The organism is Stenotrophomonas sp. TD3, from assembly GCF_001939825.1.
Lineage (GTDB): Bacteria > Pseudomonadota > Gammaproteobacteria > Xanthomonadales > Xanthomonadaceae > Stenotrophomonas.
In genome coordinates, this window is sequence record NZ_MOYM01000002.1 from 58,833 (window position 1) to 85,319 (window position 26,487).

Annotated in this window: 19 protein-coding genes, 1 pseudogene and 1 riboswitch; of the genes and pseudogenes, 6 read left to right on the top strand and 14 right to left on the bottom strand. The window is 68.3% G+C overall.

The features are described from left to right. Nucleotides 1-62: 62 nt before the first annotated feature. The 4 genes from BKE09_RS17165 to BKE09_RS17180 all read right to left on the bottom strand — a co-directional run bounded on the left by BKE09_RS17165 (nt 63) and on the right by BKE09_RS17180 (nt 5,490). Nucleotides 63-2,036 (bottom strand): AsmA family protein, encoded by a 1,974-nt coding sequence (locus tag BKE09_RS17165; protein WP_075676868.1) that lies wholly within the window; start codon nt 2,034-2,036, stop codon nt 63-65. An 82-nt stretch (nt 2,037-2,118) separates the two neighbouring features. Further along, nucleotides 2,119-2,757, bottom strand: a complete 639-nt coding sequence (locus BKE09_RS17170) for a hemolysin III family protein (RefSeq protein ID WP_014038156.1) — start codon at nt 2,755-2,757, stop codon at nt 2,119-2,121. A 177-nt stretch (nt 2,758-2,934) separates the two neighbouring features. Beyond that, nucleotides 2,935-4,539 (bottom strand): peptide chain release factor 3, encoded by a 1,605-nt coding sequence (locus BKE09_RS17175; protein ID WP_014038155.1) that lies wholly within the window; start codon nt 4,537-4,539, stop codon nt 2,935-2,937. A gap of 66 nt (nt 4,540-4,605) precedes the next feature. After that, entirely contained in the window at nt 4,606-5,490 is an 885-nt protein-coding gene (locus tag BKE09_RS17180) for a M23 family metallopeptidase (protein ID WP_075676870.1), read from the bottom strand. 148 nt (nt 5,491-5,638) lie between these two features. Then, nucleotides 5,639-5,757: riboswitch (SAM riboswitch) on the top strand. A gap of 77 nt (nt 5,758-5,834) precedes the next feature. On the opposite strand from BKE09_RS17180, the gene BKE09_RS17185 reads away from it, so the two are divergent. Genes BKE09_RS17185 through BKE09_RS17195 form a run of 3 tightly spaced genes read left to right on the top strand, consistent with a single transcriptional unit; the run spans nt 5,835 to nt 9,162 of the window. After that, nucleotides 5,835-6,866, top strand: a complete 1,032-nt coding sequence (locus tag BKE09_RS17185; protein WP_075676872.1) for a homoserine O-succinyltransferase — start codon at nt 5,835-5,837, stop codon at nt 6,864-6,866. Then, entirely contained in the window at nt 6,863-8,098 is a 1,236-nt protein-coding gene (locus BKE09_RS17190) for an O-succinylhomoserine (thiol)-lyase (protein WP_075676874.1), read from the top strand. The genes BKE09_RS17185 and BKE09_RS17190 overlap by 4 nt, the downstream gene beginning before the upstream one ends. Next, complete coding sequence (locus tag BKE09_RS17195) at nt 8,095-9,162, top strand: homoserine dehydrogenase (protein WP_075676876.1); 1,068 nt, start codon at nt 8,095-8,097, stop codon at nt 9,160-9,162. Before BKE09_RS17190 ends, BKE09_RS17195 begins: the two co-directional genes overlap by 4 nt. Nucleotides 9,163-9,218: 56 nt before the next feature. On the opposite strand, the gene BKE09_RS17200 is transcribed toward BKE09_RS17195, so the two are convergent. Both BKE09_RS17200 and BKE09_RS17205 read right to left on the bottom strand, forming a co-directional pair. Continuing rightward, nucleotides 9,219-10,214: an alpha/beta hydrolase gene (locus BKE09_RS17200; protein WP_075676878.1), complete on the bottom strand. Its 996-nt coding sequence runs from the start codon at nt 10,212-10,214 to the stop codon at nt 9,219-9,221. Nucleotides 10,215-10,341: 127 nt separating this feature from the next. Continuing rightward, nucleotides 10,342-11,724, bottom strand: coding sequence for an L-serine ammonia-lyase (locus BKE09_RS17205; RefSeq protein ID WP_049456519.1), 1,383 nt, complete (start codon nt 11,722-11,724; stop codon nt 10,342-10,344). A gap of 96 nt (nt 11,725-11,820) precedes the next feature. Here BKE09_RS17205 and BKE09_RS17210 point away from each other — a divergent pair, with 96 nt between their 5' ends. Further along, nucleotides 11,821-12,096, top strand: coding sequence for a glutaredoxin family protein (locus BKE09_RS17210; protein WP_075676880.1), 276 nt, complete (start codon nt 11,821-11,823; stop codon nt 12,094-12,096). 33 nt (nt 12,097-12,129) lie between these two features. Here the strand turns inward: BKE09_RS17210 and BKE09_RS17215 are convergent, their stop codons facing one another. Genes BKE09_RS17215 through BKE09_RS17225 form a run of 3 tightly spaced genes read right to left on the bottom strand, consistent with a single transcriptional unit; the run spans nt 12,130 to nt 13,919 of the window. Continuing rightward, a complete protein-coding gene (locus BKE09_RS17215) occupies nt 12,130-12,702 on the bottom strand; it encodes a YceI family protein (RefSeq protein ID WP_014038147.1) in 573 nt (190 codons plus the stop codon). 3 nt (nt 12,703-12,705) lie between these two features. After that, the gene (locus tag BKE09_RS17220) at nt 12,706-13,278 is read right to left on the bottom strand and encodes a cytochrome b (protein WP_005418388.1); all 573 of its coding nucleotides are present in this window, start codon (nt 13,276-13,278) and stop codon (nt 12,706-12,708) included. Further along, nucleotides 13,275-13,919, bottom strand: a complete 645-nt coding sequence (locus tag BKE09_RS17225; protein WP_014038146.1) for a YceI family protein — start codon at nt 13,917-13,919, stop codon at nt 13,275-13,277. The genes BKE09_RS17220 and BKE09_RS17225 overlap by 4 nt, the downstream gene beginning before the upstream one ends. Before the next feature lie 164 nt (nt 13,920-14,083). Here BKE09_RS17225 and BKE09_RS17230 point away from each other — a divergent pair. Together BKE09_RS17230 and BKE09_RS17235 are read left to right on the top strand one after the other, a co-directional pair. Continuing rightward, nucleotides 14,084-17,630 (top strand): annotated as a pseudogene (locus tag BKE09_RS17230) (ATP-binding protein). A gap of 96 nt (nt 17,631-17,726) precedes the next feature. Then, on the top strand, nt 17,727-21,254 hold the full coding sequence (locus BKE09_RS17235; protein WP_075676882.1) for a hybrid sensor histidine kinase/response regulator: 3,528 nt from the start codon (nt 17,727-17,729) through the stop codon (nt 21,252-21,254). Nucleotides 21,255-21,840: 586 nt separating this feature from the next. On the opposite strand, the gene mdtD is transcribed toward BKE09_RS17235, so the two are convergent. From mdtD to BKE09_RS17260, 5 genes are all read right to left on the bottom strand, one after another. After that, a complete protein-coding gene (gene mdtD, locus BKE09_RS17240) occupies nt 21,841-23,250 on the bottom strand; it encodes a multidrug transporter subunit MdtD (protein ID WP_101766438.1) in 1,410 nt (469 codons plus the stop codon). A 92-nt stretch (nt 23,251-23,342) separates the two neighbouring features. Then, nucleotides 23,343-24,425 carry a uroporphyrinogen decarboxylase gene (hemE, locus tag BKE09_RS17245; RefSeq protein WP_014038142.1) on the bottom strand — a complete coding sequence of 361 codons (1,083 nt, stop codon included), beginning with the start codon at nt 24,423-24,425 and terminating at the stop codon, nt 23,343-23,345. 25 nt (nt 24,426-24,450) lie between these two features. Next, nucleotides 24,451-24,690 (bottom strand): WGR domain-containing protein, encoded by a 240-nt coding sequence (locus BKE09_RS17250; RefSeq protein WP_014038141.1) that lies wholly within the window; start codon nt 24,688-24,690, stop codon nt 24,451-24,453. Nucleotides 24,691-24,832: 142 nt separating this feature from the next. After that, a complete protein-coding gene (gene aroB, locus BKE09_RS17255) occupies nt 24,833-25,945 on the bottom strand; it encodes a 3-dehydroquinate synthase (RefSeq protein WP_075676885.1) in 1,113 nt (370 codons plus the stop codon). Beyond that, on the bottom strand, nt 25,942-26,484 hold the full coding sequence (locus tag BKE09_RS17260; RefSeq protein ID WP_075676887.1) for a shikimate kinase: 543 nt from the start codon (nt 26,482-26,484) through the stop codon (nt 25,942-25,944). The genes aroB and BKE09_RS17260 overlap by 4 nt, the downstream gene beginning before the upstream one ends. Nucleotides 26,485-26,487 lie beyond the last annotated feature (3 nt).

The window sequence follows — 26,487 nt, forward strand, 5'->3', positions numbered from 1 at the left end:
CCTGCCTGTCGCCTTGCTCCGGCTCTACGCGCGGAAAAACGAGGCGCCGCGAACACCCGCTCCTACTTCGCATACTGCCCACCGCAGTCGGCATCCTTGCCTGGCCCCAGTTCGATGGTCGCCAGCAACGCCGCCGGCGGGGCGATGCTGCCCAATGCCAGGGCCACCGCGCCGCGGATGCCCAGCGCCTTGAAGTCCGGGCGGAATGACGGGTCCTTGAAGGTGCCGGCGATGTGCAGCGGCGAGCGCAGTACCAGGATGCTCTTGTCCTTCGGCCGTGGCTTCAACAGCAGGTCCAGGGTCTCATCGCGAAGGCTGACCGTGCCCTCGCCGATGATGATCGTGTCGGTGGTATCCACCGCCAGCGCCTGGCTGGTCATCAGGCCGTCGCGCACGCCGAAGTCGGCGAAGGCGCAGCGCAGGGGGATCTGCTTGTCGCCGGTCACCAGGAATTTCAGCGACTCGGTGATGTCCAGACCGGCCAGCTCCATCACCAGGTTGCCGACATGGCCGCGGCCCATCGCCAGGCCGACCTTGCCGCTGCTGCTGCCGAGCATCGCGGCGATCGAATTGCCGCGGCCACTCAGGTCCACCTCGCCGCCGATGCCGCCCTTGGCCTGTTCGGCCAGCTTGGCGTCGGGGAACAACTGGCCGAGCTGCACGCCGCGCACGCTGGCCTTCAGCGCGGTACTGATCTGCGGCTGGCGCGCGTCCATGCGGATCGTGCTGCGGATGTCGCCGCCGGCGACGCCGAAGTTCAGCGGGTCCAGCCGCAGCACACCGTCATCCAGCAGCAGATGGGCATCCATGTCGTCCAATGGCAACGAGGGCGCGTTGATGCGATGGGCCTTCCAGCGCACGTCGGCATCCATCGCACGCAGCTTGCCGAGGTTGTAGGGCGTGTCGGGCAGCACGCGCGCACGGGCAGCCACCCGTGCGGCCTCGGCCTTCTGCTGCGCATTGGCGGTTTCGCCGCCGCCGGTTTTCGGTGGGGCGCCGACGAAGCCGGCCAGGTCATCGAAGTCCAGGCGTCTGGATTCCAGCATGGCCGTCAGTCGCGGGCGCGCGCCGCCCACTTCGAACTGCAGGTTGCCGCCGAGGTCGCTGTCGCCGACCTTGCCGGTGAACTGCTCATAACGCCAGAGGTTGTGGTCACGCTTGAGCCGACCGTTCAACGCATAGGGCGGGGACGGCGGAATGGCGATGCCGAGCAAGGGGTAGAGGTCGGCCAGGTCCTGGCCGCTGAGCGCGAACTGCAGGTCGAATACGCGCAGCTGGAAGGGGTTGGTCAATGTGCCGCTGGCGACGGCGTGGGTGGCGCCGGCGCGGCCGTCGAGGTGGATGCGGAACGGGTGATCGCTGTCGGTCAGTTCCAGCGGTGATTCAGTGCCACCGCGCAGGGTGAATGGATTGCCCTGCCAGTGTCCCTTGCCCTGCACCAGCAGCGGTGGCGCGGCGTCGGCCTGCTTCGGCTGCCCGCTGCGCACGTCCACGCGGATATCGGTGCGGCCGAGCGCATCGAGGAACTGCAGGCGACCGTCATCGATGCGCAGCCGTTTGAGCTGCGGGCTTGCCCCGCCGGCGCTGTCACCGAGGAAATCCCAGTTGCCCGGTTCGCCCTTGCGCGGGGCGGTTTCCAGCAGCACGTCCGGCCGGGTCAGGCGCACTTCGGGCAGCTGCACGCTGCCGCGCAGCAGGGGCCAGACCCGCACGTCGATCTCGACGCGGTCGGCGCTGGCCATGTTCGGCTGCTTCGCCCAGCCTGCGTTGGCGAAGGTGATCGCATCGGCGCGGATCGTACTGGTACGGCCGAGGTCGACATCCAGGTGGCCGATGTGCAGTGCGCGGCCGGTGCGGGCCTGCACTGCGCGCTCGACCGGGCCCTTGAACCAGTTCCAGTCCCACAGCGCGATCAGTACCAGCAGCGCGGCCAGCAGGAAGGTGAGCAGGGCCAACCAGCGCTGGCCTCGCGGGCCGGGGCGGCGGAGGCGCCAGCGGGGCGTGCGCTTTGCAGCAGGGGAGGCGGCAGCATTCACGTTGCCATGGTTGCCCCCTCATCGTGGACGGGGCGCGAAGCGTCCATGTGCGCGGCGTGCACACGCCATGCGCGGGCAGGTGCTACAGCACCTGCATGGTGACCGCGACGAAGTGGCAGACGCTGCCACCGATCACGAACAGGTGCCAGATGGCATGCGAGTAGGGGATCGATTCGCGGTGGTAGAAATAGGTGCCCAGCGTGTACGACAGGCCGCCGGCCAGCAGCCAACCCAGCGTCCAGCCGTCGATCGAGGCCAGCATCGGCTTGACCGCCACGATCACCAGCCAGCCCATGGCTACGTAGATGGCGGTGGACAGGCGCTTGAAACGGCCGGTGTAGAACAGCTTGAACACCACGCCGGCCAAGGCCAGGGTCCAGATCGCGGCGAACAGGCCCCAGCCCCACGGGCCGCGCAGGCCGATCAGGGTGAATGGGGTGTAGGTGCCGGCGATCAGCACGTAGATCGCGCAGTGGTCGAACACCTTGAGCCGCCCCTTGGCGACCGGGTGCTGGATGGCGTGGTAGAGGGTGGAGGCGGTGTACAGCAGCAGCAGCGCGATGCCGAACACAATGGCGCCGGCCAGCTGCCAGCCATCGCTGTAGATGGCGGCCAGGGTGATCAGCACCGCGCCGGCACCCAGCGCGAACACGGCACCGAGGCCGTGGGTCAGAGCGCTGGCGATTTCTTCGCGGATCGAAGCAACGGAAGTCGTGGACATGACGTAGGCATCGTTCGCGGGGAGGGGGACCCGCACCCCCCTATCATCGCCGCGATGGGCGACATGTGCACGCCCGTCACCGTATGGTCGGTGAATCCCTGCGTTGCGTGGATGAACCGCCCGCGACGGCTGGGGTCAGAGCCCTTTCCTGCCGGAAAGGGATCCGACCCCGTGGCATCAGCCTACCGAAACGGTATGCGCCGCTTCGCGGGTAGCCGAGAAGCGCACGTCCGGCGAGCGTTCCTGGGCCAGCTGCAGGTTGACCCGGGTCGGTGCCAGGTAGACCAGGTGGCCGGCCGCATCCAGCGCCAGGTTCAGCGCGTTCTTCTCGCGGAACTCTTCCAGCTTCTTCTCGTTGCTGCAGTGGACCCAACGCGCAGTGGTCACGCTGACCGGCTCGAAGGTGGCTTCCACGCCGTACTCGTCCTTCAGGCGGTAGGCGGCCACGTCGAACTGCAGCACGCCGACCGCACCCAGGATCAGGTCGTTGCTGGTGAGCGGGCGGAAGAACTGGGTCGCGCCTTCCTCGGACAGCTGGGCCAGGCCCTTCTGCAGCTGCTTGAGCTTGAGCGGATCGCGCAGGCGGGCGCGGCGGAACAGTTCCGGGGCGAAGTTGGGGATTCCGGTGAAGGTCACCGCTTCGCCTTCGGTGAAGGTGTCGCCGATGGAGATGGTGCCGTGGTTGTGGATACCGATCACATCGCCCGGCCACGCCTCGGCGGCGATCTCGCGGTCGCTGGCCATGAAGGTCAGCGCGTTGGCCAGCTTCATTTCCTTGCCGGTACGCACGTGGAAGGTCTTCATGCCGGCGCTGAAGCGGCCCGAGCAGACCCGCATGAAGGCCACGCGGTCGCGGTGCTGCGGGTCCATGTTGGCCTGGATCTTGAACACGAAGCCGGTCAGCTTGTTTTCTTCCGGGGCGATCTCGCGGCCGGTGGTGGAGCGTGCCTGCGGCGACGGTGCATGCTCGACGAAGAAGTCCAGCAGCGGCTGCACGCCGAAATTGTTCACGCCGGAACCGAAGAACACCGGGGTCTGCTTGCCGGCGCGGTAGGCGTCCAGGTCGAACGGGTGGCTGGCGCCCTGCACCAGTTCCAGTTCGTCGCGCAGGTCGGCCAGCATCTGTGCACCGATCTTCTCGGCCAGGCCCGGTGCATCGATGGACGGGAAGATGGTCGAGTCCTGGCGGGTGAAGTTGCGGCCCGGTTCGTACAGGTGCACTTCGCCGGTCAGCAGATGAACCACGCCCTTCAGGCGCTGGCCCATGCCGATCGGCCAGGTGACCGGCGCGCACTGGATGCCGAGCACGGTTTCCACTTCATCCAGCAGCTCGATCGGGTCCTTGCCCTCGCGGTCGAGCTTGTTGATGAAGGTCATGATCGGGGTGTCGCGCAGGCGGCAGACTTCCATCAGCTTGATGGTGCGCTCTTCCACGCCCTTGGCCACGTCGATCACCATGAGCGCCGAGTCCACCGCGGTCAGCACGCGGTAGGTGTCTTCGCCGAAGTCGGCGTGGCCGGGGGTGTCGAGCAGGTTGACGATCTTGCCTTCGTACGGGAACTGCATCACCGAGGAGGTGACGGAGATGCCGCGCTCCTTTTCCAGCGCCATCCAGTCGGACGTGGCGTGGCGGGCGGCCTTGCGGCCCTTGACCGAACCGGCCATCTGGATCGCGCCTCCGAACAGCAGCAGCTTTTCGGTCAGCGTGGTCTTGCCGGCGTCAGGGTGGGAAATGATGGCGAAGGTGCGGCGACGCGACGCTTCGTTGGCGACTTCGGACATGGCAGTGGCGCCCGCCCGGGGCGCTTTTCAAAGAGATAAGCGCCCGATTATACCGGCCGGGGCCGGTCAGCGCCCGGTACCGCCTTCGGCCTCGCCCTGGCGGGCGAACTGCAGCTGGCCCTGCTCGGCGAAGATGCGCACCGGCACCGAGCGCAGGCCCATGCCGCGGTTGACCTGCACCACGAAGTGCAGATGCGGGGCACTGCTGTAGCCGCTGTTGCCGGACAGGCCGATCGGCTGTCCGGCCCCTATCGCCTGGCCGCGACGCACGCGCATGCCGCCGGCCTGCAGGTGGCCGTACAGGGCCATGCTGCCGTCGCTGTGCAGCACGCGGATGAAGTTGGCGCGGGTACCATCGCGTTCGCGGTCCTGGCCGTTGCCACGGAAGCCATCCTGGATCTGCATCACCGTGCCCTCGCGCGCGGCCAGCACCAGGGTGCCCTCCGGCAGCGCGAAGTCGACCGCGTCGCGGTTCTCCTCGTCGTCATGGCTGAAGCGTCCCCGCGGCGCCTGGTCCACGCGCAGGCGGGCCGCATCGAATGGCAGGCGGTAGGCGACATCTTCGGCCTGTGCGGCCGGGTTGCCCGGCACCGACTGCAGGCGCAGATCGAGCATGCGGCCATCGATCGGGGCGGGCAGGTGGCCGACCACCAGGCTGCTGTCGCCCTGGATCAGCGACTCGACCGGGAGGCCTTCGACCGGGTGTCCGGGGGCGGCGCGCAGCTGGATCTGCAGCGGCCCTGCCAGCCCGTTGTCGATCCGGGCCTGCCATTGCGTACCAACAGGCTGCAGGCGCAACTGGGCCATGGGGGCGGCGCCCCCGGCGCTGCCTGGGCGGGTTGCCGAGGCAGGCGAGGCAGCCAGTCCCCAGCCCTGGCGCCAGTCGCCGGCGTGTGCGGTCGCGCTCGCCAGCAGGGGCAGCAGCAGGCAGGACAGGGGCAGGCGCGGCATCGGTGTTTCCAGCGAAAAGGACCGCCGGGACTGTAGCGGATCCTGAACCGAACGACCGGGACGGCCTTCGCATAGCGGCCCCAAAAATATTCATCGCTTTATCCGCATGAAGGGATTGACAGCGCCGGAAAGGGCTGGCATCGTGGCCCCACCATCGAGACCGGCAGAGGGACAGGCCCTTTGAAGCCGGGGCAGCCCGCAGGCGCGCAAGCGTCTGCGTAGGTGCCAAATCCTGCGGGGACCGTGGCGTCCACCGAAAGATGGTTCGAACCATGCACCACACGTGCATCTCGAACGCGGGCCCCGCGAAGGCTCGATGGCCGATTCCCCAACCGGATCCCGCCATGAGCTTCGCCGCCAGTACCGCGCTTCGCCCCGAACCCTTTGTCCCCGTCAGCGTGCCGGTCGAAGACCGCGTGCATGCCGAGCGCGGTGAGTTCGCCGCGGTGCTGTCGATGCGCCACGCCGGCCCCAGCCCGGTGCGCCTGCGCTATGAGTGGGTCGGCCCGGCCAATGCACCGGTGGTGGTGCTGGCCGGTGGCATTTCCGCCCACCGCCATGTGGCGTCCAACGCACAGTTCAGCGAGAACGGCTGGGCCGAGGACCTGGTCGGCAGCGGGCGCGCGCTGGATCCGCAGCAGCTGCGTGTACTGGCCTTCGATTTCATCGGGGCCGACGGTGCCTTGGACGTGCCGATCGATACCGCTGACCAGGCAGATGCACTGGCGCTGCTGCTGGATCACCTCGGTATCCGCGCGCTGAAGGCATTCGTGGGCTACTCCTATGGCGCGCTGGTCGGCCAGCAGTTCGCGGTCCGCCACCGCGCCCGCGTGCGCCAGCTGGTGCTGGCCAGCGGTGCGCATCGCCCGCATCCGTATGCCGCCGCCTGGCGTGCGCTGCAGCGCCGCGCAGTCGCGCTCGGCCAGCTGCAGTGCGGCGAAGACCACGGCTTGGCCCTGGCCCGGCAGTTCGCCATGCTCAGCTATCGCACGCCGGAGGAATTCGGCGAGCGCTTCGATGCTGCGCCGGAGGTCATCAATGGCCGCGTGCGCGTGGCTGCCGAAGACTATCTCGACGCGGCCGGTGCGCAGTACGTCGCGCGCACGCCGGTGACCGCCTACCTGCGCCTGTCCGAATCGATCGACCTGCACCGCGTCGATCCCACCGCGATCCTGCCGCCGACCGTGGTGGTGGCCGTGGAGGGCGACCGCCTGGTGCCGCTGGCCGACCTGGTCGGCCTGGTCGAAGGCCTGGGCCCGCGTGGCAGCCTGCGCGTGCTGCGCTCGCCCTATGGCCACGACGCCTTCCTCAAAGAAACCGATCGCATCGACGCGATCCTCGCCACCGCCTTCCGCACTTCTGGAGAGTCCGCATGAGCCTGCACGCAAACGAACCGTCCTGTAGTCGCACCACTGCCGCCGTCCGTGCGGGCATCGATCGGGACACCGCGCATGGCGCGGTCACGCCGCCGATCGTACTGTCGTCGAACTTCAGCTTTGAAGGCTTCGGCAACAAGCGCCAGTACGACTACACGCGCAGTGGCAACCCCACCCGCGACCTGCTGGGTGAAGCGCTGGCGGAACTGGAGGGCGGCGCCGGCGGCGTCATCACCGCGACCGGCATGGGCGCGATCAACCTGGTGCTGAACGCGCTGCTGCAGCCGGGCGACACGCTGGTGGTGCCGCACGATGCCTACGGCGGCAGCTGGCGGCTGTTCAATGCGCTGGCGAAGAAGGGCCACTTCGAACTGGTCACCGCTGACCTGACCGATCCGCGCGCGCTGGCACAGGCGCTGGCCGCGCAGCCGAAGCTGGTGCTGGTGGAAACGCCGTCCAACCCGCTGCTGCGCATCACCGACCTGCGCTTCGTCATCGAGGCCGCGCACAAGACCGGTGCACTCGTAGTGGTCGACAACACCTTCCTGTCGCCGGCGCTGCAGCAGCCGCTGTCGTTTGGTGCGGACCTGGTGCTGCATTCCACCACCAAGTACATCAATGGCCACAGCGATGTGGTCGGCGGTGCGGTGGTCGCGCGCGATCCGGCGCTGCACGAGCAGCTGGTGTGGTGGGGCAATGCGCTGGGCCTGACCGGTTCACCGTTCGATGCCTTCCTGACCCTGCGCGGCCTGCGCACGCTGGATGCACGCCTGCGCGTGCACCAGGAAAACACTGCGTCGATCGTTGCCCTGCTGGACCGGCATCCGGCCGTCGGCGCGGTGTACTACCCGGGCCTGGCCGATCACCCCGGCCATGCCATCGCCGCGCGCCAGCAGAACGGCTTCGGCGCGATGCTGTCGTTCGAACTGGCCGACTGCGAAGGCGATGATCCTCACGCGGCAGTGCGTGCGTTTGTCGACGGGCTGCGCTGTTTCACCCTGGCCGAATCGCTGGGCGGCGTCGAAAGCCTGATCGCGCATCCGGCCACCATGACCCATGCAGCGATGACGGCCGAAGCACGCGCGGCGGCCGGCATCAGCGAAGGACTGCTGCGCCTGTCGGTCGGTATCGAGGCCGAACGTGACCTGCTGGCCGATCTCGGTGCCGCGCTGCAGCGCGCCGAAGCGGTGATCGATGCGGCCGCGCGCCGCAAACAGGTGGTGGACGCATGAGCGCACTCGCCGCTGACATTCCTGCGCTGGGCGCGGGACGCCTGGCATTGCTCGGCACCGGTACGGTCGGTTCGGCCTTCGTGCAGCGTTACCAGGTGCTGCAGGCACGCGGATTGGAGCTGCCCAGCGTGCAGTGGCTGGCCAACTCGCGCACGGCGCTGGAGATCGATCGCGACCTGGCGCTGCCCCTGGAACTGGCACGCCGGGCACCACGCGATGGCCACAGTTCGCCACCGTGGGCGAGCGCCGAAGGACTGGAGCGTGGCGACGTGGTGGTCGATGCCACGGCCAGTGAAGACGTGGCCGCCCGCCACGTGCAATGGCTGGTGCGCGGCGTGCACGTGGTGACCGCCAACAAGCTGGGCCGAGGCGCACAGCTCGCCCGCGCGCAGGCCATTGCCGAAAGCTGTGCCGACAGTGGTGCGCGTTATGGCGACAGCGCCACCGTGGGCGCCGGCCTGCCGCTGTTGAGCAGCCTGCGCGCGCTGGTGGCCGGTGGCGATCACATCCACGCCATCGAAGGCGTGCTGTCCGGTTCGCTGGCATGGCTGTTCCATCGCTATGACGGCCAGTCGCCGTTTTCCGCTGCGGTACGCGAGGCACTGGCGGCCGGTTATACCGAACCGGATCCGCGCCTGGACCTGTCCGGCGAGGACGTGCGCCGCAAGCTGTTGATCCTGGCGCGCAGCAGCGGACTGGCACTGGATGCGTCGCAGGTGCAGGTGGATTCACTGGTGCCTGATGCGCTGGCTGCGTTGCCGCTGGAAGATGCCGTGGCTGCCTTGGAGCAGCTGGATGCGCCGCTGCAGGCGCGTTGGCAGCAGGCACGTGACAACGGTCGCGTGCTGCGTTTCGTTGGTCGTGTTGACGGCGAAGGTGCGCAGGTGGGCCTGCGTGAGCTGCCGGCCGATCATCCCTTGGCGCAGGGCGCGGGCACCGACAACCGCGTGGCCATCCACAGCGATCGCTACCGCCACCAGCCGTTGTTGATCCAGGGGCCGGGCGCCGGCGCGGAAGTCACTGCGGCCGCGTTGCTGGATGACGTGCTGCGGATCGTGGGCTGATCACACCGTTCTTGTAGAGCCGAGCCCATGCTCGGCTCTACAGAAGCGGCCGTCAGTCAGCGGGACTTCAACGCCTTCAACAACGCGGCGTTGAACTGCTTCGGGTCCTGCACCTGCGGCGAATGGCCCAGTTCGGCGAACTCGACCAGCGTCGCGCCGGGAATCGCTGCGGCCGCCGCCTTGCCGAGTGCCGGATAGTTGCCCAGCGCCGCCTTCACCGCAGGCGGTGCCTGGTCACGGCCGATCGCGGTGCGGTCCTTCTGGCCGATGAACAGTGTGGTCGGCACCTGCAGGTGCTTCAGTTCGTACACCACCGGTTGGTTGAACACCATGTCCGAGGCCAGCGCCTGGCTCCATGCAACGGCCTGCTTGCCCGGGCCTTCGTACATGCCCGACTGCATCCGCGCCCACGGTTCGTAGGCCGGCTTCCATTTGCCGTCGTAGTACACCTCCAGCTGGTAGCGGCGGATGCTGTCATAGCTGATGTTCATTTCGCCGGCGTACCACGCGTCGACGCTGCGCCAGGGGACGCCCAGCGCCTTCCAGTCTTCCAGGCCGATCGGGTTGACCAGCGACAGGCTGCGCAGGTCCTGCGGGAACATCAGCGCGTAGCGCACCGCCAGCATGCCGCCCATCGAGTGCCCGACCAGGTGCACCGGTACATCACCCAGCTGCAGTTGCTGTAACAGGGCATGGGTGTTGGCGGCCAGCTGCGCGAACGTGTACTGATAGCGCTCCGGCTTGCTGGACTTGCAGAAACCCACCTGATCCGGGGCGATCACCCGGTAGCCGGCGGCAACCAGTGGCTTGATCGATTCCTTCCAGGTGGCGGCACAGAAGTTCTTGCCGTGCAGCAGCACCACCACGCCGATGGGCGCCTTCTTCGGCGCGATGTCCAGGTAGGCCATCTCCAGCGGCTGCCGCTGCGACTCCAGCGCGAAGGTCTTCACCGGATAGCCGTAGTCGAAACCCTCAAGCCGCGGCCCGTAGGTGGGGGCGGCCAGGGCGGCCAGCGGAAGGCAGGCAAGCAGGGCGGCAGCGATCACGCGCATGGGGCAATCCGGGGTGGGGAAGCCCCGAGCCTAACCGGAACGTGGTGACGACGTCGTCCGATGTAGAGCCGGGCTCATGCCCGGCTACTCCCACCCGATCAGCCGAGCATGGGCTCGGCGCTACACCTCAGCACTCGATGACGTTCACCGCCAGGCCACCGCGGCTGGTTTCCTTGTACTTGTCCTGCATGTCGCGGCCGGTATCGCGCATGGTCTTGATGACCTTGTCCAGCGACACCTTGTGCTTGCCGTCGCCACGCATCGCCATGCGCGAGGCATTGATCGCCTTCACCGCGCCCATCGCATTGCGTTCGATGCACGGAATCTGCACCAGGCCGCCGATCGGGTCGCAGGTCAGGCCGAGGTTGTGTTCCATGCCGATTTCCGCGGCGTTCTCGATCTGGCTGGGGTTGCCACCCAGCGCCGCGACCAGGCCACCGGCCGCCATCGAACAGGCCACGCCCACTTCGCCCTGGCAGCCCACTTCGGCGCCGGAAATCGAAGCGTTTTCCTTGTACAGGATGCCGATCGCCGCCGAGGTCAGCAGGAAGTCGAACACGCGCTGCTCGTTGGCGCCGGGGCAGAAGCGGTCGAAGTAATGCAGCACCGCCGGCAGCACGCCGGCGGCGCCGTTGGTCGGTGCGGTCACCACGCGGCCACCGGCCGCGTTTTCCTCGTTCACCGCCAGTGCGTACAGGTTGACCCAGTCCAGCGTGGTCAGCGGATCGCGCATCGCCGCTTCCGGCTTCGACGACAGCTCACGGTACAGCGCCGGTGCGCGACGGCCGACCTTCAGTCCACCCGGCAGCACGCCTTCCTCGCGGATGCCACGCGCGACGCACGACTGCATCGCGCTCCAGATCTCACGCAGGTTGGCGCGGATCTCGTCTTCGCTGCGCCAGCACTTCTCGTTCTCGAACATCAGCTGGGCGATGCTCAGGCCGCTGCGCGCGGTCTGCGCCAGCAGCTCGTCGCCGCTCTTGAACGGGTAGGGCAGCGGGGTCTCGTCGGGCACGATGCGGTCATCGGCCGCGTCGTCCTGGTTGACCACGAAGCCACCACCGACCGAGTAGTAATCGCGGGTGGCGATCACTTCATCGTCGGCGTTGTACGCGGTGAAGCGCATGCCGTTGGTGTGGTACGGCAGCTTCTGGCGCTTGTTCATGCCGAGGTCGCGCTTCTCGTCGAAGGCGATCTCGTGCTGGCCCATCAGCTGGATGCGCTTGCTGCTGCGGATGCGCTCCAGGGTGGCCGGGATGATGTCCGGGTCGATCAGGTTCGGCCGCTGGCCTTCCAGGCCCAGCAGGATCGCCTTGTCGGTGCCGTGGCCGCGGCCTGTCAGCGCCAGCGAGCCATAGACATCGGCGCGGATGCGCGCGACCTCGTGCAGGCGGCCCGGATCGAGCAGCCAGCGATGGATGAATCGCTCGGCGGCCTTCATCGGCCCGACGGTGTGCGAGGAACTCGGACCAATGCCGATCTTGAAAACGTCGAACGTGCTGACAGCCATGGATGCCAAACTGCGGGTACCGGACAAGCGGCTATTCTAGCGGCTTGCCGGGCCATCCGATGGCTGCGGCGCAGCATTTCCGCCATGGGAGCCTGACTGGTGTTGACCCTGATCCAGCGTGACGATTGCCACCTGTGCGACCTGGCCCTGGCCGAACTGGCCAAAGCGCGGGCGCCGGAGTTTGAATCGGTGTTCCTGGATGACCAGCCGGCGCTGGAAGCGCGCTATGGCGCGCGGGTGCCGGTGCTGCGCGACGAGCGCGGCGAGCGCGAGCTGGACTGGCCGTTCGATGCGGCCACGGTGCAGGCGTGGTTGGCCGAAGGCGGTCAGGTAGTGCCGGCCGCTGGCCGGCAACCACCCGATATCCGTTAATGTCGGCCAGCGGCCGGCACTACCGGAAGCGTCTTATTTCGCGTCGAACTTCACGATCGTGCTGATCGCGGTGTCGTCCGGAATGGTCTTGGTGTCAGCCCAGTCACCGCCGCCGACGCCGAAGTCCAGGCGCTTGACCGTGGCCTTGCCGGTCAGCACCGGCTGGGTGCCCGGCTTCCAGGTGAAGGTCAGGGTGACCGGCTTGCTGACGCCGCGCAGTTCCAGGGTGCCATCGGCGGCGAACTGGTCGTTGCCCACGGCGCGGAAGCCCTTGGCGGTGTAACGCGCAGTAGCGAACTTGCCGACATTGAAGAAGTCGGCGCCCTGCAGGGTCGAGTCACGGTCGCTGTTGCCGCTCTTGGCGCCCGCCAGCGGAATCACCACGTCCAGCGAACCGGCGGCCGGGTTGGCCGGGTCGAAGCTGAGCTTGGTGGCGAAGCCCGGGAAGCTGCCGGTGAACACTTCGCCGTCGTATTTGGTGGCGAACACCAGGATCGAGCCGGCACCCGGGGCCTGCGCATAGTCCGCAGCGAGCGCCGGGGCGGTGGCCAGCATGCCGGCCAGGGCGGCGGCCACGGCGGCCGGAGTGGTCAGTTTCAGGTTCATCGGTCAGTCCTTCTGAGGGGAGGCGAGCCAGCCGCGCGGCAACATGCGGGACAGCGTTGCATCGCGCTGGAACAGGTGGTGGTAGAAAGCAGCGCCGGCATGCGCCAGCACCACCGCGATCAACAGCCAGAAGCCGTATTCGTGGAGGGCATGGGACACCGCGACGACCTGCGGGTCGGGGCCGCTCAGCTTGGGCACGTCGACCAGGCCGAACCAACGGAAGGGGCGCAGGCCACTGGCCGAATCGTACAGCCAGCCCGACAGCGGGATGGCGAACATCAGCACATACAGCAGCACATGGGTGGCACTGGCGATGCGCTCCTGCCAGCTGGGCACCCCCGGCACCGGCTTCGGTGCACCGGCATACAGGCGCCAGCCGAGACGGAACAGCACCAGCGCCAGCACGGTGATGCCGATCGACTTGTGCGCGGTGTAGACCCAGAAGTACTTGGGCGTCTTGGGCAGTTCGCCCATGGTCAGGCCAACCACGCCCAAGGCGAGGATCAGCAGTGCGATCAACCAGTGCAGGATCTGGCTGACACTCCCCCAGGCGGCGGGGGTGTTCTTGGCGGTCATGAAGGGTCCTTGGGGGCCGTCGTGTGGTCGGAGTGTGGGACGGGAGCGGGAGTTCCCGGGGCGTCGCTGCGGTCGAGGGTGGCCTCAGCCTCGATCCGCACCTGTACCGCGTCACCGATGACGCCCGGCCAGGCGGTGATGCCGAACGCGCGCCGGCTCAGCGTCGTGCTGGCGGAAAACCCCGCGGTGCGTCGGAAGGGAGGGAGCGGGTAGCGCTTGAGCGCGTTGAGGGTCACGTCCAGGGTGACTTCCTGGCTGACCCCGCGCAGGGTCAGCGTGCCGATCACATGCGCATGCTTGGCGTCGATCGGTTCGACCCGGCTGGAGACAAAACGCGCGGTCGGGAATCGCTCGCCGTCGAGCAGGCTGCGGGCCAGCGTGGCCTGGTTCCACTTGGCGTCGCCGAGGTCCAGGCGCGACACCGGGATGTCCACCTCCAGGGTGGCGTCGCGCCAGTTGTCGGGATCGAACAGCACGCGGCCTTCGCTGCCGGACACCGTGCCCATGGCCTGCGAGTAGCCCGCGTGGTCGATGGAGAACAGCACCCGCGTGTGCACCGGATCGAGGCGATAGGTGTCAGCGGCCGCCCAGGCAGGGGCGGTGGCGAGCAGCATCGGCAGCAGGGCCAGGCAGGGACGCATCGATGGCGGGCTCCGGAAGGGGACGCTGTGATCATACGCACAGCCCCCTGCCAACGTTGCGTGCATGGCTGCAACAGTTCGTGGTGGTGCCACCGCTGGAAACAGCCTGTTGCAGCCATGAACCCGGCCCTGTGTGACAATCGGCCCAGGACAGGGGGTTCAGGATGACGAGCGGCTGGCGCCGGTGGTGCCGTGGCATCGCAGGTATGGGACTGCTGCTGATGGCGATGGCCACGGCGGCTGCGACCCTGGACATGGCAGAAACACCACGCCTGCGCCGCTTCGGTGCCGCCGAAGGCTTGCCGTCGCGCATGGTGGTGGCGCTGGCCGAGGACCGCCAGGGCCACATCTGGGCCGCCACCGATGGTGGGCTCGCCCGTTATGACGGCAACAGCCTGCGAGTCTGGGAGCACGATCCGGAACAGCCGGGCTCGCTGCCTGGCAACGAGATCGAGACCCTGCTGATCGATCCGCTGGACCGGGTCTGGGTGGGCATCAACGGCAAGGGCGTGGCCCGCCTGGATGCCGACCGCGAGCGCTTCCGGACCTTCGACACGGTCAATTCCACCTGCCAGGGGCAGTTCTGGGCACTGGCCTATGTCGACGATGCCTTGTGGATCGGGACCAACAACCATGGCGTCTGCCGGCTTGGCGAAGACGGCAGCGTGCGCCTCTACACCCATGATCCAGCGCAGCCGGGTGGCCTGCCCAGCAACAGCATCTTCACCAGCCTGGTCGATACGCGGGGCCGCCTGTGGGTGGGCACCGAAGCCGGCGTGGCGCGTTGGAACGGCAGCGGGTTCGAGCCGGTGGCCGCGCGGGAACTGGGCACGCTGAGCGTGCTCCGGTTGAGCCGTGATGCGGAGGGTTCGATCTGGGTAGGCAGCCAGAACGATGGGCTGTACCGCATCGATGGGCAGGACCGGGTCAGTCGCCCGCGATGGGCCGACAGTGCCCAGTTGCGCTCGGCCCTGGTCCTGGCCGATCGCCAGGGGGGCTACTGGGCTGGCACCTCTGACGGTCTGCTGCGAGGGGATGCAGCGACGCTGCGCCGGCTGGAGGGCGACCGCGGCAGCGGCTTCCTGACCGCGCACAGTGGTGTGCTCGATCTGCTGCAGGACCACGAGGGCGGACTATGGGTGGCACTGCTGACCCAGGGCCTGGCCTATCTGCCACCGGACTGGCGGCGCTTCTCGATCTGGAACCAGCTCGACGGCAAGCCACTGGACAGCCAGTACCTGTTGAGCGCAGCCAGCGACGGAAAGAACTACTACGTCGGCTCGGCGCGAGGGGTGTACCAGCTGGATGCGCAGGGTACCCTGCGCCTGCTGGCCAGCGACCGGCAGCTTGGCAACGGTGTGGTGTGTGTGGTCGGTGCTGCCGCGCCCGGACGGTCGCCTGTGGCTGGGACGCGGCGGCCGCATCACCGTCTACGATCCGGCCACCAGCGCATTGCGCGATCTGCGGATCGATGGCAGTGCCGACCTGCGCCAGCGCATCGACCTGATGCGGCAGGCGCCTGACGGCACGGTGTGGGTGTCGGTGATGGGCCTGGACCTGCAGCAGCGCGATGCAGAGGGCCGGCTGCTGCACAGCTATCCGCTGGAGCACTTCCGCGGGACGGCCGATGCGCCGATCGAGCAGATCCGTTTCGACGCCCACGGCCGGCCCTGGGTGATGGGCGACATGGGCATCTGGCGTGAGCAGGCCGGACGCTTCGAGGCGGTGTCGGGCGTTTCGCGTGGCCCGATCTACGATCTGGTGTGGATCGATCCGCAGCAGTTGTGGCTGGCGCGCCAAGGCGCCTTCGAGCGCTACCAGTGGGATGGCATGAGCCTGCGCCTGATCCAGCGCATCGACGGCAGCGCGGGTGTGCCGCCGGTCACCATGGGCGGGTTGGCGCTGGCCGACAACGGCCAGCTGTGGGCCACGACGCCGCGCGGCCTGCTGCGGTGGGACCCGAAGACGCGGCGCCTGCAGCAGTTCAACGAACGCGATGGCCTGTCCGATGCGGAGTTCACCGGCCGGCCACCGGCGGTCAACGCCGATGGCCGTGTGCTGGCCGTCACCCAGACCGGGTTGGTCGCCTTTGACGTGAATGCAGACGACACCGTGCTGCCGACTTCATCGCTGGTGATCGCCGAAGTGCGGGTGCGCCGCGACGATGCACGCGGCTGGCAGCCCTTGCCGCTCACCGGCACCCTGTTGCTGGGACCGGATGACCGCGACCTGCAGATCGATGCGCGGCTGCTGTCCTATGCCAGTCCGCAGGGCAACCGTTACCGCTTCCGCGTGCAGGGTTACGACCAGGACTGGGTGGAGCAGGGCGGGGATGGCCAACGCACCCTGTCGCGGCTGCCGACCGGCAGCTACGTCATCGAGGTGCAGGCAGCGACTGCCCGGGGCGCATGGACGCCTTCGCAGCAGTTGCAGGTGAAGGTGCTGCCACCGTGGTGGCGCAGCGGCATGGCGATCTTCGGCTACATCCTGCTGGGGTCGCTGCTGCTGGTGGTCCTTGTCTGGTCGGTCCGCGCGCGGCTGCGCCGTCGTCAGCAATGGCAGCTGACGGTGCACAAGCAGCAGCTGGCCGAGCAGGCCTCGCAGGCCAAGAGCCGTTTCCTGGCCACGCTGGGCCACGAAGTCCGCACGCCGATGACCGGTGTGCTGGGCATGAGCGAGCTGCTGCTGGCCACCCCGCTGGATCCGGTGCAGCGCGGCTATGCGGGGTCGATCCAGCAGGCCGGCAGCCATCTGCTGCGGCTGGTCAACGATGCCCTCGACCTGGCCCGGATCGAAGCCGGGCGGCTGGAGCTGGACCTGCGTCCGTTCGATCTGGGGGAGCTGCTCGACCAGGTGCAGGGCCTGATGCAGCCGATGGCGCAGCAGCGCCAGCTGCAGTTCCTGCGCGGCGAAGACCCGCCCGGGCCGATCAGCGTCAGCGGCGACGAGATGCGTGTACGCCAGATCCTGCTGAACCTGCTCGGCAACGCGATCAAGTTCACCGAGCGTGGCCACGTCGGCCTGGCCGTGCGCCTGGAAGAAAAGGGCGGGCTGTGTTTCGAAGTGCATGACAGTGGCCCGGGCATCAATGCCGAGCAGCAGCAGCGCCTGTTCCATCGTTTTGAACAGGCCGACGGCCCGCGCACTGCGTCGCGCTACGGTGGCAGCGGGCTGGGGCTGGCGATCTGCCAGGAGCTGGCGATGGCGATGGGCGGATGCATCGAAGTAGACAGCCAGCCGGGCAAGGGCGCGCGGTTCCGCGTGCGCCTGCCGTTGCCCTGGACGCGCCAGGCCGCCAGCACCGCGGGCGAGGTGGCGGCCCTGCCGGAACTGCCGCCGCTGCGCATCCTGCTGGTCGAGGACGATGCCACGGTGGCCGAGGTCATCGCCGGCCTGCTGCGGGTGCGCGGGCATGAGGTGGTCCACGTGCTGCATGGCCTGGGCGCGCTGTCGGAGATCGCCACCGATGGTTTCGACGTCGGCCTGCTCGATCTCGATCTGCCCGCGCTGGACGGTACGGCCATCGCCCGCCAGCTGCGCACCATGGGCTATGAACTGCCGCTGGTGGCAGTGACTGCCCGTTCCGATGCCTACGCCGAAACCCAGGTGCTGGCCGCAGGCTTCGATGGCTTCCTGCGCAAGCCGGTGACCGGCGATCTGCTGGTGGCGGCCATCGCCCAGGCGCGTGCGAAACGGCAGGCGACTGCGTGACTGTGCCGGCGCCGGGCGTGAACGGCGCGACTTTCGGTTTACCATGCCGACGCCCGCAGCGCGGGAATCATCAGGACCAGCGTGAGGAGGCAATCGGTGGTGTATCTGCGGGCGGCGATGCTGCTGCTGGTCCTCCTGTGCTGCGCGTTGCCCGCTGCGGCACAGCCGGTGCCTCCGAGCCCGCGGCAGGTGACGGTGTTCGATGGCCTTCCGTCCAATACCGTCAACCGCATGGCCGAGGACCGGTACGGCTACCTGTGGATCGCCACCAACGATGGCCTGGCCCGCTATGACGGTCGCACCTACCGGGTGTGGCGCTCGGAGGACGGGCTGCGTGACAACCGCATCTGGACGGTGCTGGTCGATGCCCGCAACCAGCTGTGGATAGGCACCGAGAATGCCGGCCTGGTGCGGATGTCCGCCGACCGCCGGCAGCTGCACTTCTACGACCGCAGCAGCCAGCCGTTGATGGGCACCAACACGGTCTGGAGCCTGGCCAGCACGCCCGATGGCTCGATCTGGTTCGGTACCCATGAGGGCGGCCTGTACCGCCTGGACAGCCAGGACCGCCTGCAGCGCTTCCTGCCCGAGCCGAACAATCCGCGCAGCCTGCCCTCGTCGTCGGTGCCCTACCTGGCCACGCTGGCCGATGGCAGCCTGTGGATCGGCACCACGCATGGCGTGGCGCGCTGGACCGGGACCGACTTCGAGCGCGTCGGTACGGACATCATTCCCAGCCTGCTGATCAACGGCTTGACCGCCGAACCGGATGGCAGCCTGTGGATCAGCACGATGGCCGGGGCCACCGTGCGTCGCCCGGATGGCCGCTTCGAGGCACCACCCTGGAAGCTGCCGCCGGGCGAGCAGGTACTGGGCATGATGCTGCGCGACGAGCAGGGCGGGCACTGGCTGGACACGCGGACCGGGCTGGGGCGCGCGGTCGATGGCCAGTACCAGACCGTGCCGCTGTACAGCGCGATCGCGCGCGGTCCGGTGCGGCCGAACTGGACCGGTGCCTACGAGGACCGCGAAGGTGGCATCTGGTTGGCCAGCACCAATGCCGGGCTGTGGCACCTGCTGCCACGCTGGTGGCAGTTCTCGGTGCTGTCGCGCCTGGAGGACGACCCCAGCTCGCTGCGCAATGCGCTCGTGCTGGGCACCAGCCCATCCAGCAATGGCGGCGTCTGGACGGTGGGCAGCCATGGCGCACTGGATCGCTTCGATCCGAAAACCGGCAAGATCGAGCAGCACCGTACCTGGGTCAACGGCATGCACTGGCTGTCGTCGGTGCGCGAGGACCGGCGTGGCCAGGTCTGGATCGGATCGACCGATGCACTGGTGCGCTACGACCCGCAACGGCGTGAGCTGCGTCGCTGGGGGCGTGACGCCGGTGCCGATGCAGCGATGGAAGGGGTCATCGAAGCGATGATGACCTGCGACGGCGACAGCCTCTGGCTGATGCTGCCCGCGGGCCTGCAGCAGCGCGACCTCGACGGGCGCGTGCGACGCGAGCTGGACAATGGCCAGCGTGGCCTGCAGCAGGGCCAGCTCAACCTCGATGTGGAATGCGGTCCGCAGGACCATATCTGGCTGGCCAGCAGCCGTGGCCTGCTGCAGTGGCTGCCGGAAAGCGAGCGCTTCCAGCCGGTGCCGGGTGCGCCGGCAACGGCCATCCATGCGCTGCACGTGGGCCGCGATGGCCAGGTCTGGTTGTCCGAGGATGGGCGCCTGTCGCGATACCGCTGGAGCCAGGGGCGCCTGGAACGGCAGGCGGTGGTCGGTGCCGAACAGGGCTATCCGGCGATTTCCGCCTCCGGCCTGGTGGTGGACGCGCAGGGCGTGGCCTGGGCGACCAGCGCACGCGGCCTGGTCCGTGTCAGTGCCGATGGGCAGAGCGTGCGCTTGTACGGCGTGCACGACGGCCTGCCCAGCCAGGAATTCCGCGAACACACCTTGATCGCAGCCGCCGATGGCCACCTGGTGGCCGGAACGGCGGCAGGCGCAGTGGTGTTCGACCCGGAGCAGGTGCGGCCTTCAGTACGCCGCGCGCCACTGGTGATCGAGCGGGTGGAAGTGCGCCGCAACGAGCAGGTGCTGGACATGACCCACGATGCACCGTTGCAGATCGCCGATGGCGACCGCGACCTGCGCATCGTCGCGCGATTGCTGTCCTTCGCCGACTCGGCGTCCAATACCTACCGTTACCGCCTGGCCGGCTACGACCCGGATTGGGTCGAAGTCGGCCCGGCCGGCGAGCGCCTGTTCTCGCGCCTGGCGCCGGGCAGCTACCGGCTGGAAGTGCAGGCACGCTCGGCCGACCATGTTTGGTCGCGGGTGCAGAGCCTGGAATTCCGCGTGCAACCGCCATGGTGGCGCAGCCTGTCCGGCCTGCTGGTGCTGGCGTCGGTCGGGTTGCTGCTGACCAGCTGGTTCGCCTGGTTGTACCGACGCCGCCTGCAGCGGCGCCATGCCTACCAATTGGCGCTGCACAAGCAGGAACTGGCCGAGCAGGCCTCGGCGGCCAAGACCCGCTTCCTGGCCAACCTTGGCCATGAGATCCGTACGCCGATGACCGGCGTGCTGGGCATGAGCGAGTTGCTGCTGGCATCGCCACTGGATCCGCAGCAGCGCGGCTACACGCAGTCGATCCGGCATGCTGGCGAACACCTGCTGCACCTGGTCAACGATGCGCTGGACCTGGCGCGGATCGAGTCCGGGCGCCTGGAACTGCAGTCGCAGTCGTTTGCGTTGAATGGCCTGTTGCAGGATCTGGCGGCGCTGATGGGCCCGCTGGCCGCCCAGAAGGGCCTGCGCTTCACCCTCGACAACCAGCTGCCGCCGGGCCTGCAGGCCACCGGTGATGCCATGCGCGTGCGGCAGATCCTGCTGAACCTGCTGTCGAACGCAGTGAAATTCACCAGCCGCGGCACCATCACCCTGCACGCACGTTGCGATGGCGAGCTGCGCGCGCTGCATTTCGAAGTGCGCGATACCGGCCCCGGCATCAGCCAGGAACAGCAGCAGCGCCTGTTCCGCCGCTTCGAGCAGGCCGATGGTGCACGTACCGCAGCGCAGTACGGTGGCAGCGGCCTCGGCCTGGCGATCTGCCGCGAACTGGCACATGCGATGCAGGGGCGGATCCAGGTGGAGAGCCAGTTGGGCCGAGGCACCTGTTTCGGCGTGACCCTGCCGTTGCCGCTGGTGGTGGACAGTGATGCCGAGGCGTCCGCCGAGGGGCATCGCGACGAGGCGGCGAACATGCCACCGCTGCGGGTGCTGCTGGTCGAGGACGATGCCACCGTGGCCGATGTGGTGCGGGGGCTGTTGAGCGCACGCGGCCACGAGGTGGTGCATGCCGGCCATGCGCTGGCGGCGCTGCGCGAGATCAGTGCCGGCGATTTCGACGTCGGCCTGCTGGATCTGGATCTGCCGGGCCTGAGCGGCTTCGAACTGGCCCAGCACCTGCGCAACCAGGGCTACATGCTGCCGTTGCTGGCGGTGACCGCGCGCACCGATCCGGACCTTCAGCAGCAGGTGGAAGCGGCCGGCATCGGCGGCTTCCTGCGCAAGCCGGTGACCGGCGAACTGCTGGTGGAAGCGATTGCCAGGGTGATGGGCAGGTAGGGATTATTGCAGGGCTTGCAGCCCTGCACCTGCAGAATCAACGTCAACGTCAAGAGCCTGCATTCCGTGGGATGGCGGGGTGGATCCGGTTGCGGGAGACGCCGTAAACCCCGCTCCGCGGTCCGGCCCAGCCGCTGGCGGCTGTGCGTTCGGGCGCTTGCGAAGCGGTGCTTCGCAAGCAAAGCACCCTCACCCATGGGGGCTTGGCCGCGGCATCCATGCCGCGGACACTCCCGCAACCGGACCCACCCCGCCTTCGACAGTTTTCCGCGATCTGTCGGAACGACGCTCGGGGTCAGATCCGTTTTCCGAAGGAAAACGGATCTGACCCCAGATGTATTTCGATATCTGACAGATGTGTCGACCAAGGTCGACACCCACCAACAGCAGCGACCATCTGTCAGAGGTGGGGCGGTGTCGCAGTGCGGGGTGTCAGCCGCATGGATGCGGCTGCCAAGCCTACAGGGACGTACTTGCGGCGTCCCCGCGCTGCGACACCGCCTCGCCAACCCACGGAATGCTCGCTGTTGCTGTTGCTTCGGCTTCGGCCTCTGCAGGTGCAGGGCCGCAGGCCCTGCCGAACCCCTCACTCCGCGACGTGCTCGACCTGCCGTGGCTCCGGCTTGGTATCGGGCAGCTGCCAGAAGATCATCGTCGAAGTCAGCGTGATCGCGCCCACGCACAGGAACGTGGCATGCAACGCCGCAGTGGCGTCGGTGCTGTCCAGGTGGGTGCCGAACGCGGCCAGCAGGCTGCCGGCGGCTGCGGCGCCGAAACCGGCGGCCAGCATCATCACCATCGACAGCAGGCTGTTGCCGGAACTGGCGAATTCGCGATCGAGATCGCGCAGGGTCACGGTGTTCATCACGGTGAACTGCAGGGAATTGACCGCACCGAAGAACGCCAGCTGCATCAGGCGCCAGGCCAGGTGCTGGCCGGGTGTCATCAGGATGAAGCTGGCCATCGCCAGGCCGACCAGCACGGTGTTGACCATCAGCACGCGGCGGTAACCGTAGCGCTCGACCAGCTTCACCGCCAGCTGCTTGGAGACCATGCCGGCGGCCGCCACCGGCACCATCATCAGGCCGGCATGCATCGGGCCCAGGCCGAGGCCGACCTGCAGCAGCAGCGGGATCAGCATCGGCATGGCGCTGCTGCCGATGCGCGAGAACAGGTTGCCGAGAATGCCGATGCGGTAGCTGGGCACGCGGAACAGTGCCAGCGAGAACAACGGCGCAGTCGAGTTGGCGGCGTGCAGCCAATAACCCACCAGCGCGGCCAGGCCAGCCACGGTCATCAGCATCACCAGTGCGTGTGGCGTGCCGAGCCCGGAGATGCCGTCCAGTGCCAGCGACAGCACCACCATCGCAAAGGCCAGCATGATGTAGCCGCGCAGGTCGAAGCGGGTGCGATGGCTGGCGTAATGGTCGGGCATGATCTTCATCGCGGCGATGAAACCGATCACGCCGATTGGCAGGTTGATCAGGAACACCCAGTGCCATGAGGCGATCTCGACCAGCCAGCCGCCGAGTGTCGGGCCGATCAGCGGACCGACCAGCGCGGGGATGGCGATGAAGCTCATCGCGCGCAGGAAATCCTCGCGCGGCACCGAACGCATCACCGCCAGCCGACCGACCGGCAGCAGCATCGCACCGCCGATGCCCTGCAGCACGCGCGCACCGACCAGCTGGTGCAGGTGCTGGGCCAGCGCGCAGGCCAGCGAGCCGAGGGTGAACAGGATGATCGCCACCAGGAAGGTGCGCCGGGTGCCGTAGCGGTCGGCGATCCAGCCCGAGGCGGGAATGAAGGTGGCGACCGCCAGCGCATAGCTGAACACCACCGACTGCATCTGCAGCGGGCTCTCGCCCAGGCTGGCCGCCATCGCCGGCAACGCCGTGTTGACGATGGTCGAGTCGAGCATCTGCATGAAAATCGCCAAGGACACCAGCCACAGCAGGGGGCGGTGGCGGTTGTAGGTCGATGACGATGTAGGCATGGCGTGCGGCCGGTGCAGCGTGGGGGCTGCCATGATCGCGCAATGCGGGTCACGGCGCGATCAAGGTCGCGCCGTACCTGCATGCGGAATGCTCAGCGTTGACTGTGCGCGTGCACGGCGTCGACCAGCACCTGTACATGCGCAGGGTCCATGTCCGGCGACATGCCATGGCCGAGGTTGAACACATGGCCCTCGCGCGAACCGCCGTTGCCGGCCGCATAGGTGTCGAGCACGCGCGCGGCGGCCGCGGCGATCGCATCCGGTGAGGCGTACAGCGTGGTCGGGTCGAGGTTGCCCTGCAGGGCGACGCGGCCACCGGTGCGGCGCATCGCTTCGTCCAGGTCCAGCGTCCAGTCCAGGCCCAGTGCATCGGCGCCGGTCTGCGACAGCGCTTCCAGGTGCAGGCCGGTGCCCTTGCCGAACAGGATCAGCGGGGTGCGCTCGCTGCCCTCGCCACGGTCCAGGCCCTGCGCAATCCGCTGCAGGTAACGCAGCGAGAACTCGCGGTACATCGCCGGCGACAGCACGCCGCCCCAGGTGTCGAACACCTGCAGCGCCTGTGCGCCGGCCGCGCGCTGCGCGCCGAGGTAGGCGATCACCGCGTCGGTGGTGACTTCCAGCAGGCGGTGCAGGGCCTGCGGATGGTTCAGCGCCATCGCCTTGATGCGCGCGAAATCCTTGCTGCCGCCGCCTTCCACCATGTAGCAGGCCAGCGTCCACGGGCTGCCGGAGAAGCCGATCAGCGGCACCTGGCCGTCCAGCTCGCGGCGGATCAGGCGTACCGCATCCATCACGTAGCCCAGGTCCTGTTCCATGTCCGGCACCGCCAGCTTGGCGATGGCCGCTTCATCACGTACCGGATGGCGGAACTTCGGGCCTTCGCCTTCGACGAAGTACAGCTCCAGGCCCATCGCATCGGGAATGGTGAGGATGTCCGAGAACAGGATGGCCGCGTCCAGCGGGAACCGGCGCAGCGGCTGCAGGGTGACTTCGCAGGCGATCTCCGGGGTCTTGGCCATGGCCAGGAAACTGCCGGCCTTGGCCCGGGTCGCGCGGTATTCAGGCAGGTAGCGGCCGGCCTGGCGCATCAGCCAGACAGGGGTGCAGTCCACCGGTTCGCGGCGCAGGGCGCGCAGCAGGCGATCGTTGCGGAGAGGGCTGGTCACGATGGGCATTCCTTGGACGGGAGGAGCAGCGGCGTCAGTCGCCGTGCGAAAGGATCTGGAAGCCGCGATGCAGTTCGGCATCGCGGGCCTTCTCGAAGGCGTGGCGGGCTTCGTCGGCCTGCAGGAACAGCTCGCGCCGCAGCTGCGAGCGGCTGCCGACGCGGCCGCTCTCGCGCAGCAGCTCCCAGCCGCCGAACAGGTCCGGCAGCAGGCTCAGGCGCAGGAAGCGCGGTGCCTGTGCACCGGCGTCGGGATGTTGCAGGTAGACGTGCATGGCGCCGATTGTAGCGGGGCACGGGTGACCCCTGCCGCAACGTGGTAGTGCCGGCCGCTGGCCGGCAATGTCATCAATGGGGAGCCGGCCAGCGGCCGGTACTACCAGGCTGCGCGGCAGGATTGCCGGCCAGCGGTCTGCACTACCGGGTCGACAGCACCTTCAGCACCGCCGCTTCATCCACGTCCGGCACCACTTCAGCGCGGCCCATGCCACGCCACAGCACCAGGCGCAGGCGGCCGGCCACATTCTTCTTGTCCAGGCGCATGCGGCCGAGCAGGGCCTGCGGGTCCAGCCCGGCCGGGATCGCCACCGGCAGGCCGAGGCGTTCCAGCAGGGCCTGCAGGCGTGCGCGGTCGGCATCGTCGGCCAGGCCCAGGTTGGTGGACAGCTTCGCCGCCAGCACCATGCCCACCGCCACCGCCTCGCCGTGGTTCAGCGCATCACGGCCCGGGGCCGAATAGCCTTGCTCAGTCTCGATGGCGTGGCCGAAGGTGTGGCCGAGGTTGAGCAGGGCACGCTCGCCCTTCTCGAACGGGTCGCGCTCGACGATGGCGGCCTTGTGCCGGCAGCTGCGCGCGATGGCCTCGGCCAGCACCGCATCCTCGCCGGCCAGCAGCGCATCGGCATGCTGCTGCAGCCACTCGAAGAACACCGCATCACCCAATGCACCGTACTTCACCACTTCGGCCAGGCCGGCGCGCAGCTCGCGAGGCGGCAGGGTGGCCAGCACGCGGGTATCGGCGATGACCGCACGCGGCGGATGGAAGGCACCGACCAGGTTCTTGCCGGCCGGGATGTCGACGGCGGTCTTGCCGCCCACCGACGAATCGACCATTGCCAGCAGGGTGGTCGGCAGCTGCACGCAGTCCACCCCGCGCATCCAGCAGGCGGCAGCGAAACCGGCAAGATCACCGACCACGCCGCCGCCGAGGGCGAACACGCAGGCGTCGCGGGTGGCACCGAGCGCGGCCAGCGCTTCGATCGCACGGCCGAACTCGGCCAGGGTCTTGGAGGCTTCGCCGGCGGCCAGCACGTGCTCGCCGATGATCAGGTCCGGGCGTGTGGCCAGCAGCGTCTGTTTGAGCGACGCCAGATAGCGCGGGGCGACTTCGCTGTCGCTGAGCAGCAGCACATGACGGCCGCGCACGTGCGAGGCCAGCGCGGTGCCGTCGGCCTGGGCACCGGCGCCGATGGTGATGGAGTAGGGGCGGTCGCCGCCAACGGCGACCTGCAGCAGGGCGGGGGAGGTCATGCGGTTAGGTCCTGGCGCTGCCATTGCGTGGCCAGCTTGACCACCAGCTGGGCGGTCGCATCGGCAGCGGTATACGGGTCGGTGTCGAGGGTGAGGTCGGCCAGTTCGCGGTACAGCGGGTCGCGGTGTGCGGCCAGATCATGCAGCACCTGCTCGCGGTCCGGACGCTGCAGCAGCGGCCGGCCCTTGTCGCGGGCCAGGCGCTCCAGCTGTTCGGCCACGCTGACCCGCAGATAGACCACGAAGCCGCGCCGGGCGATCAGTGCGCGGTTGTCCGGATCCAGTACGGCGCCACCACCGGTGGAGACCAGCTGGCCGTGGCCTTCCAGCACCCGCGCAAGCGCCTGGCGTTCATGGCTGCGGAAGCCGGCTTCGCCGGAGTGCTCGAAGATGGTCGGAATGCTGGCGCCGGCGGCATCGACGATGGCCTGGTCGACATCGACGAAGTCCAGCGTGAAGCGCTCGGCCAAGCGGCGGCCGATGCAGGTTTTGCCGGCGCCCATCGGGCCGATCAGGATCAGGTTCGGAGCAGGATTCATGCC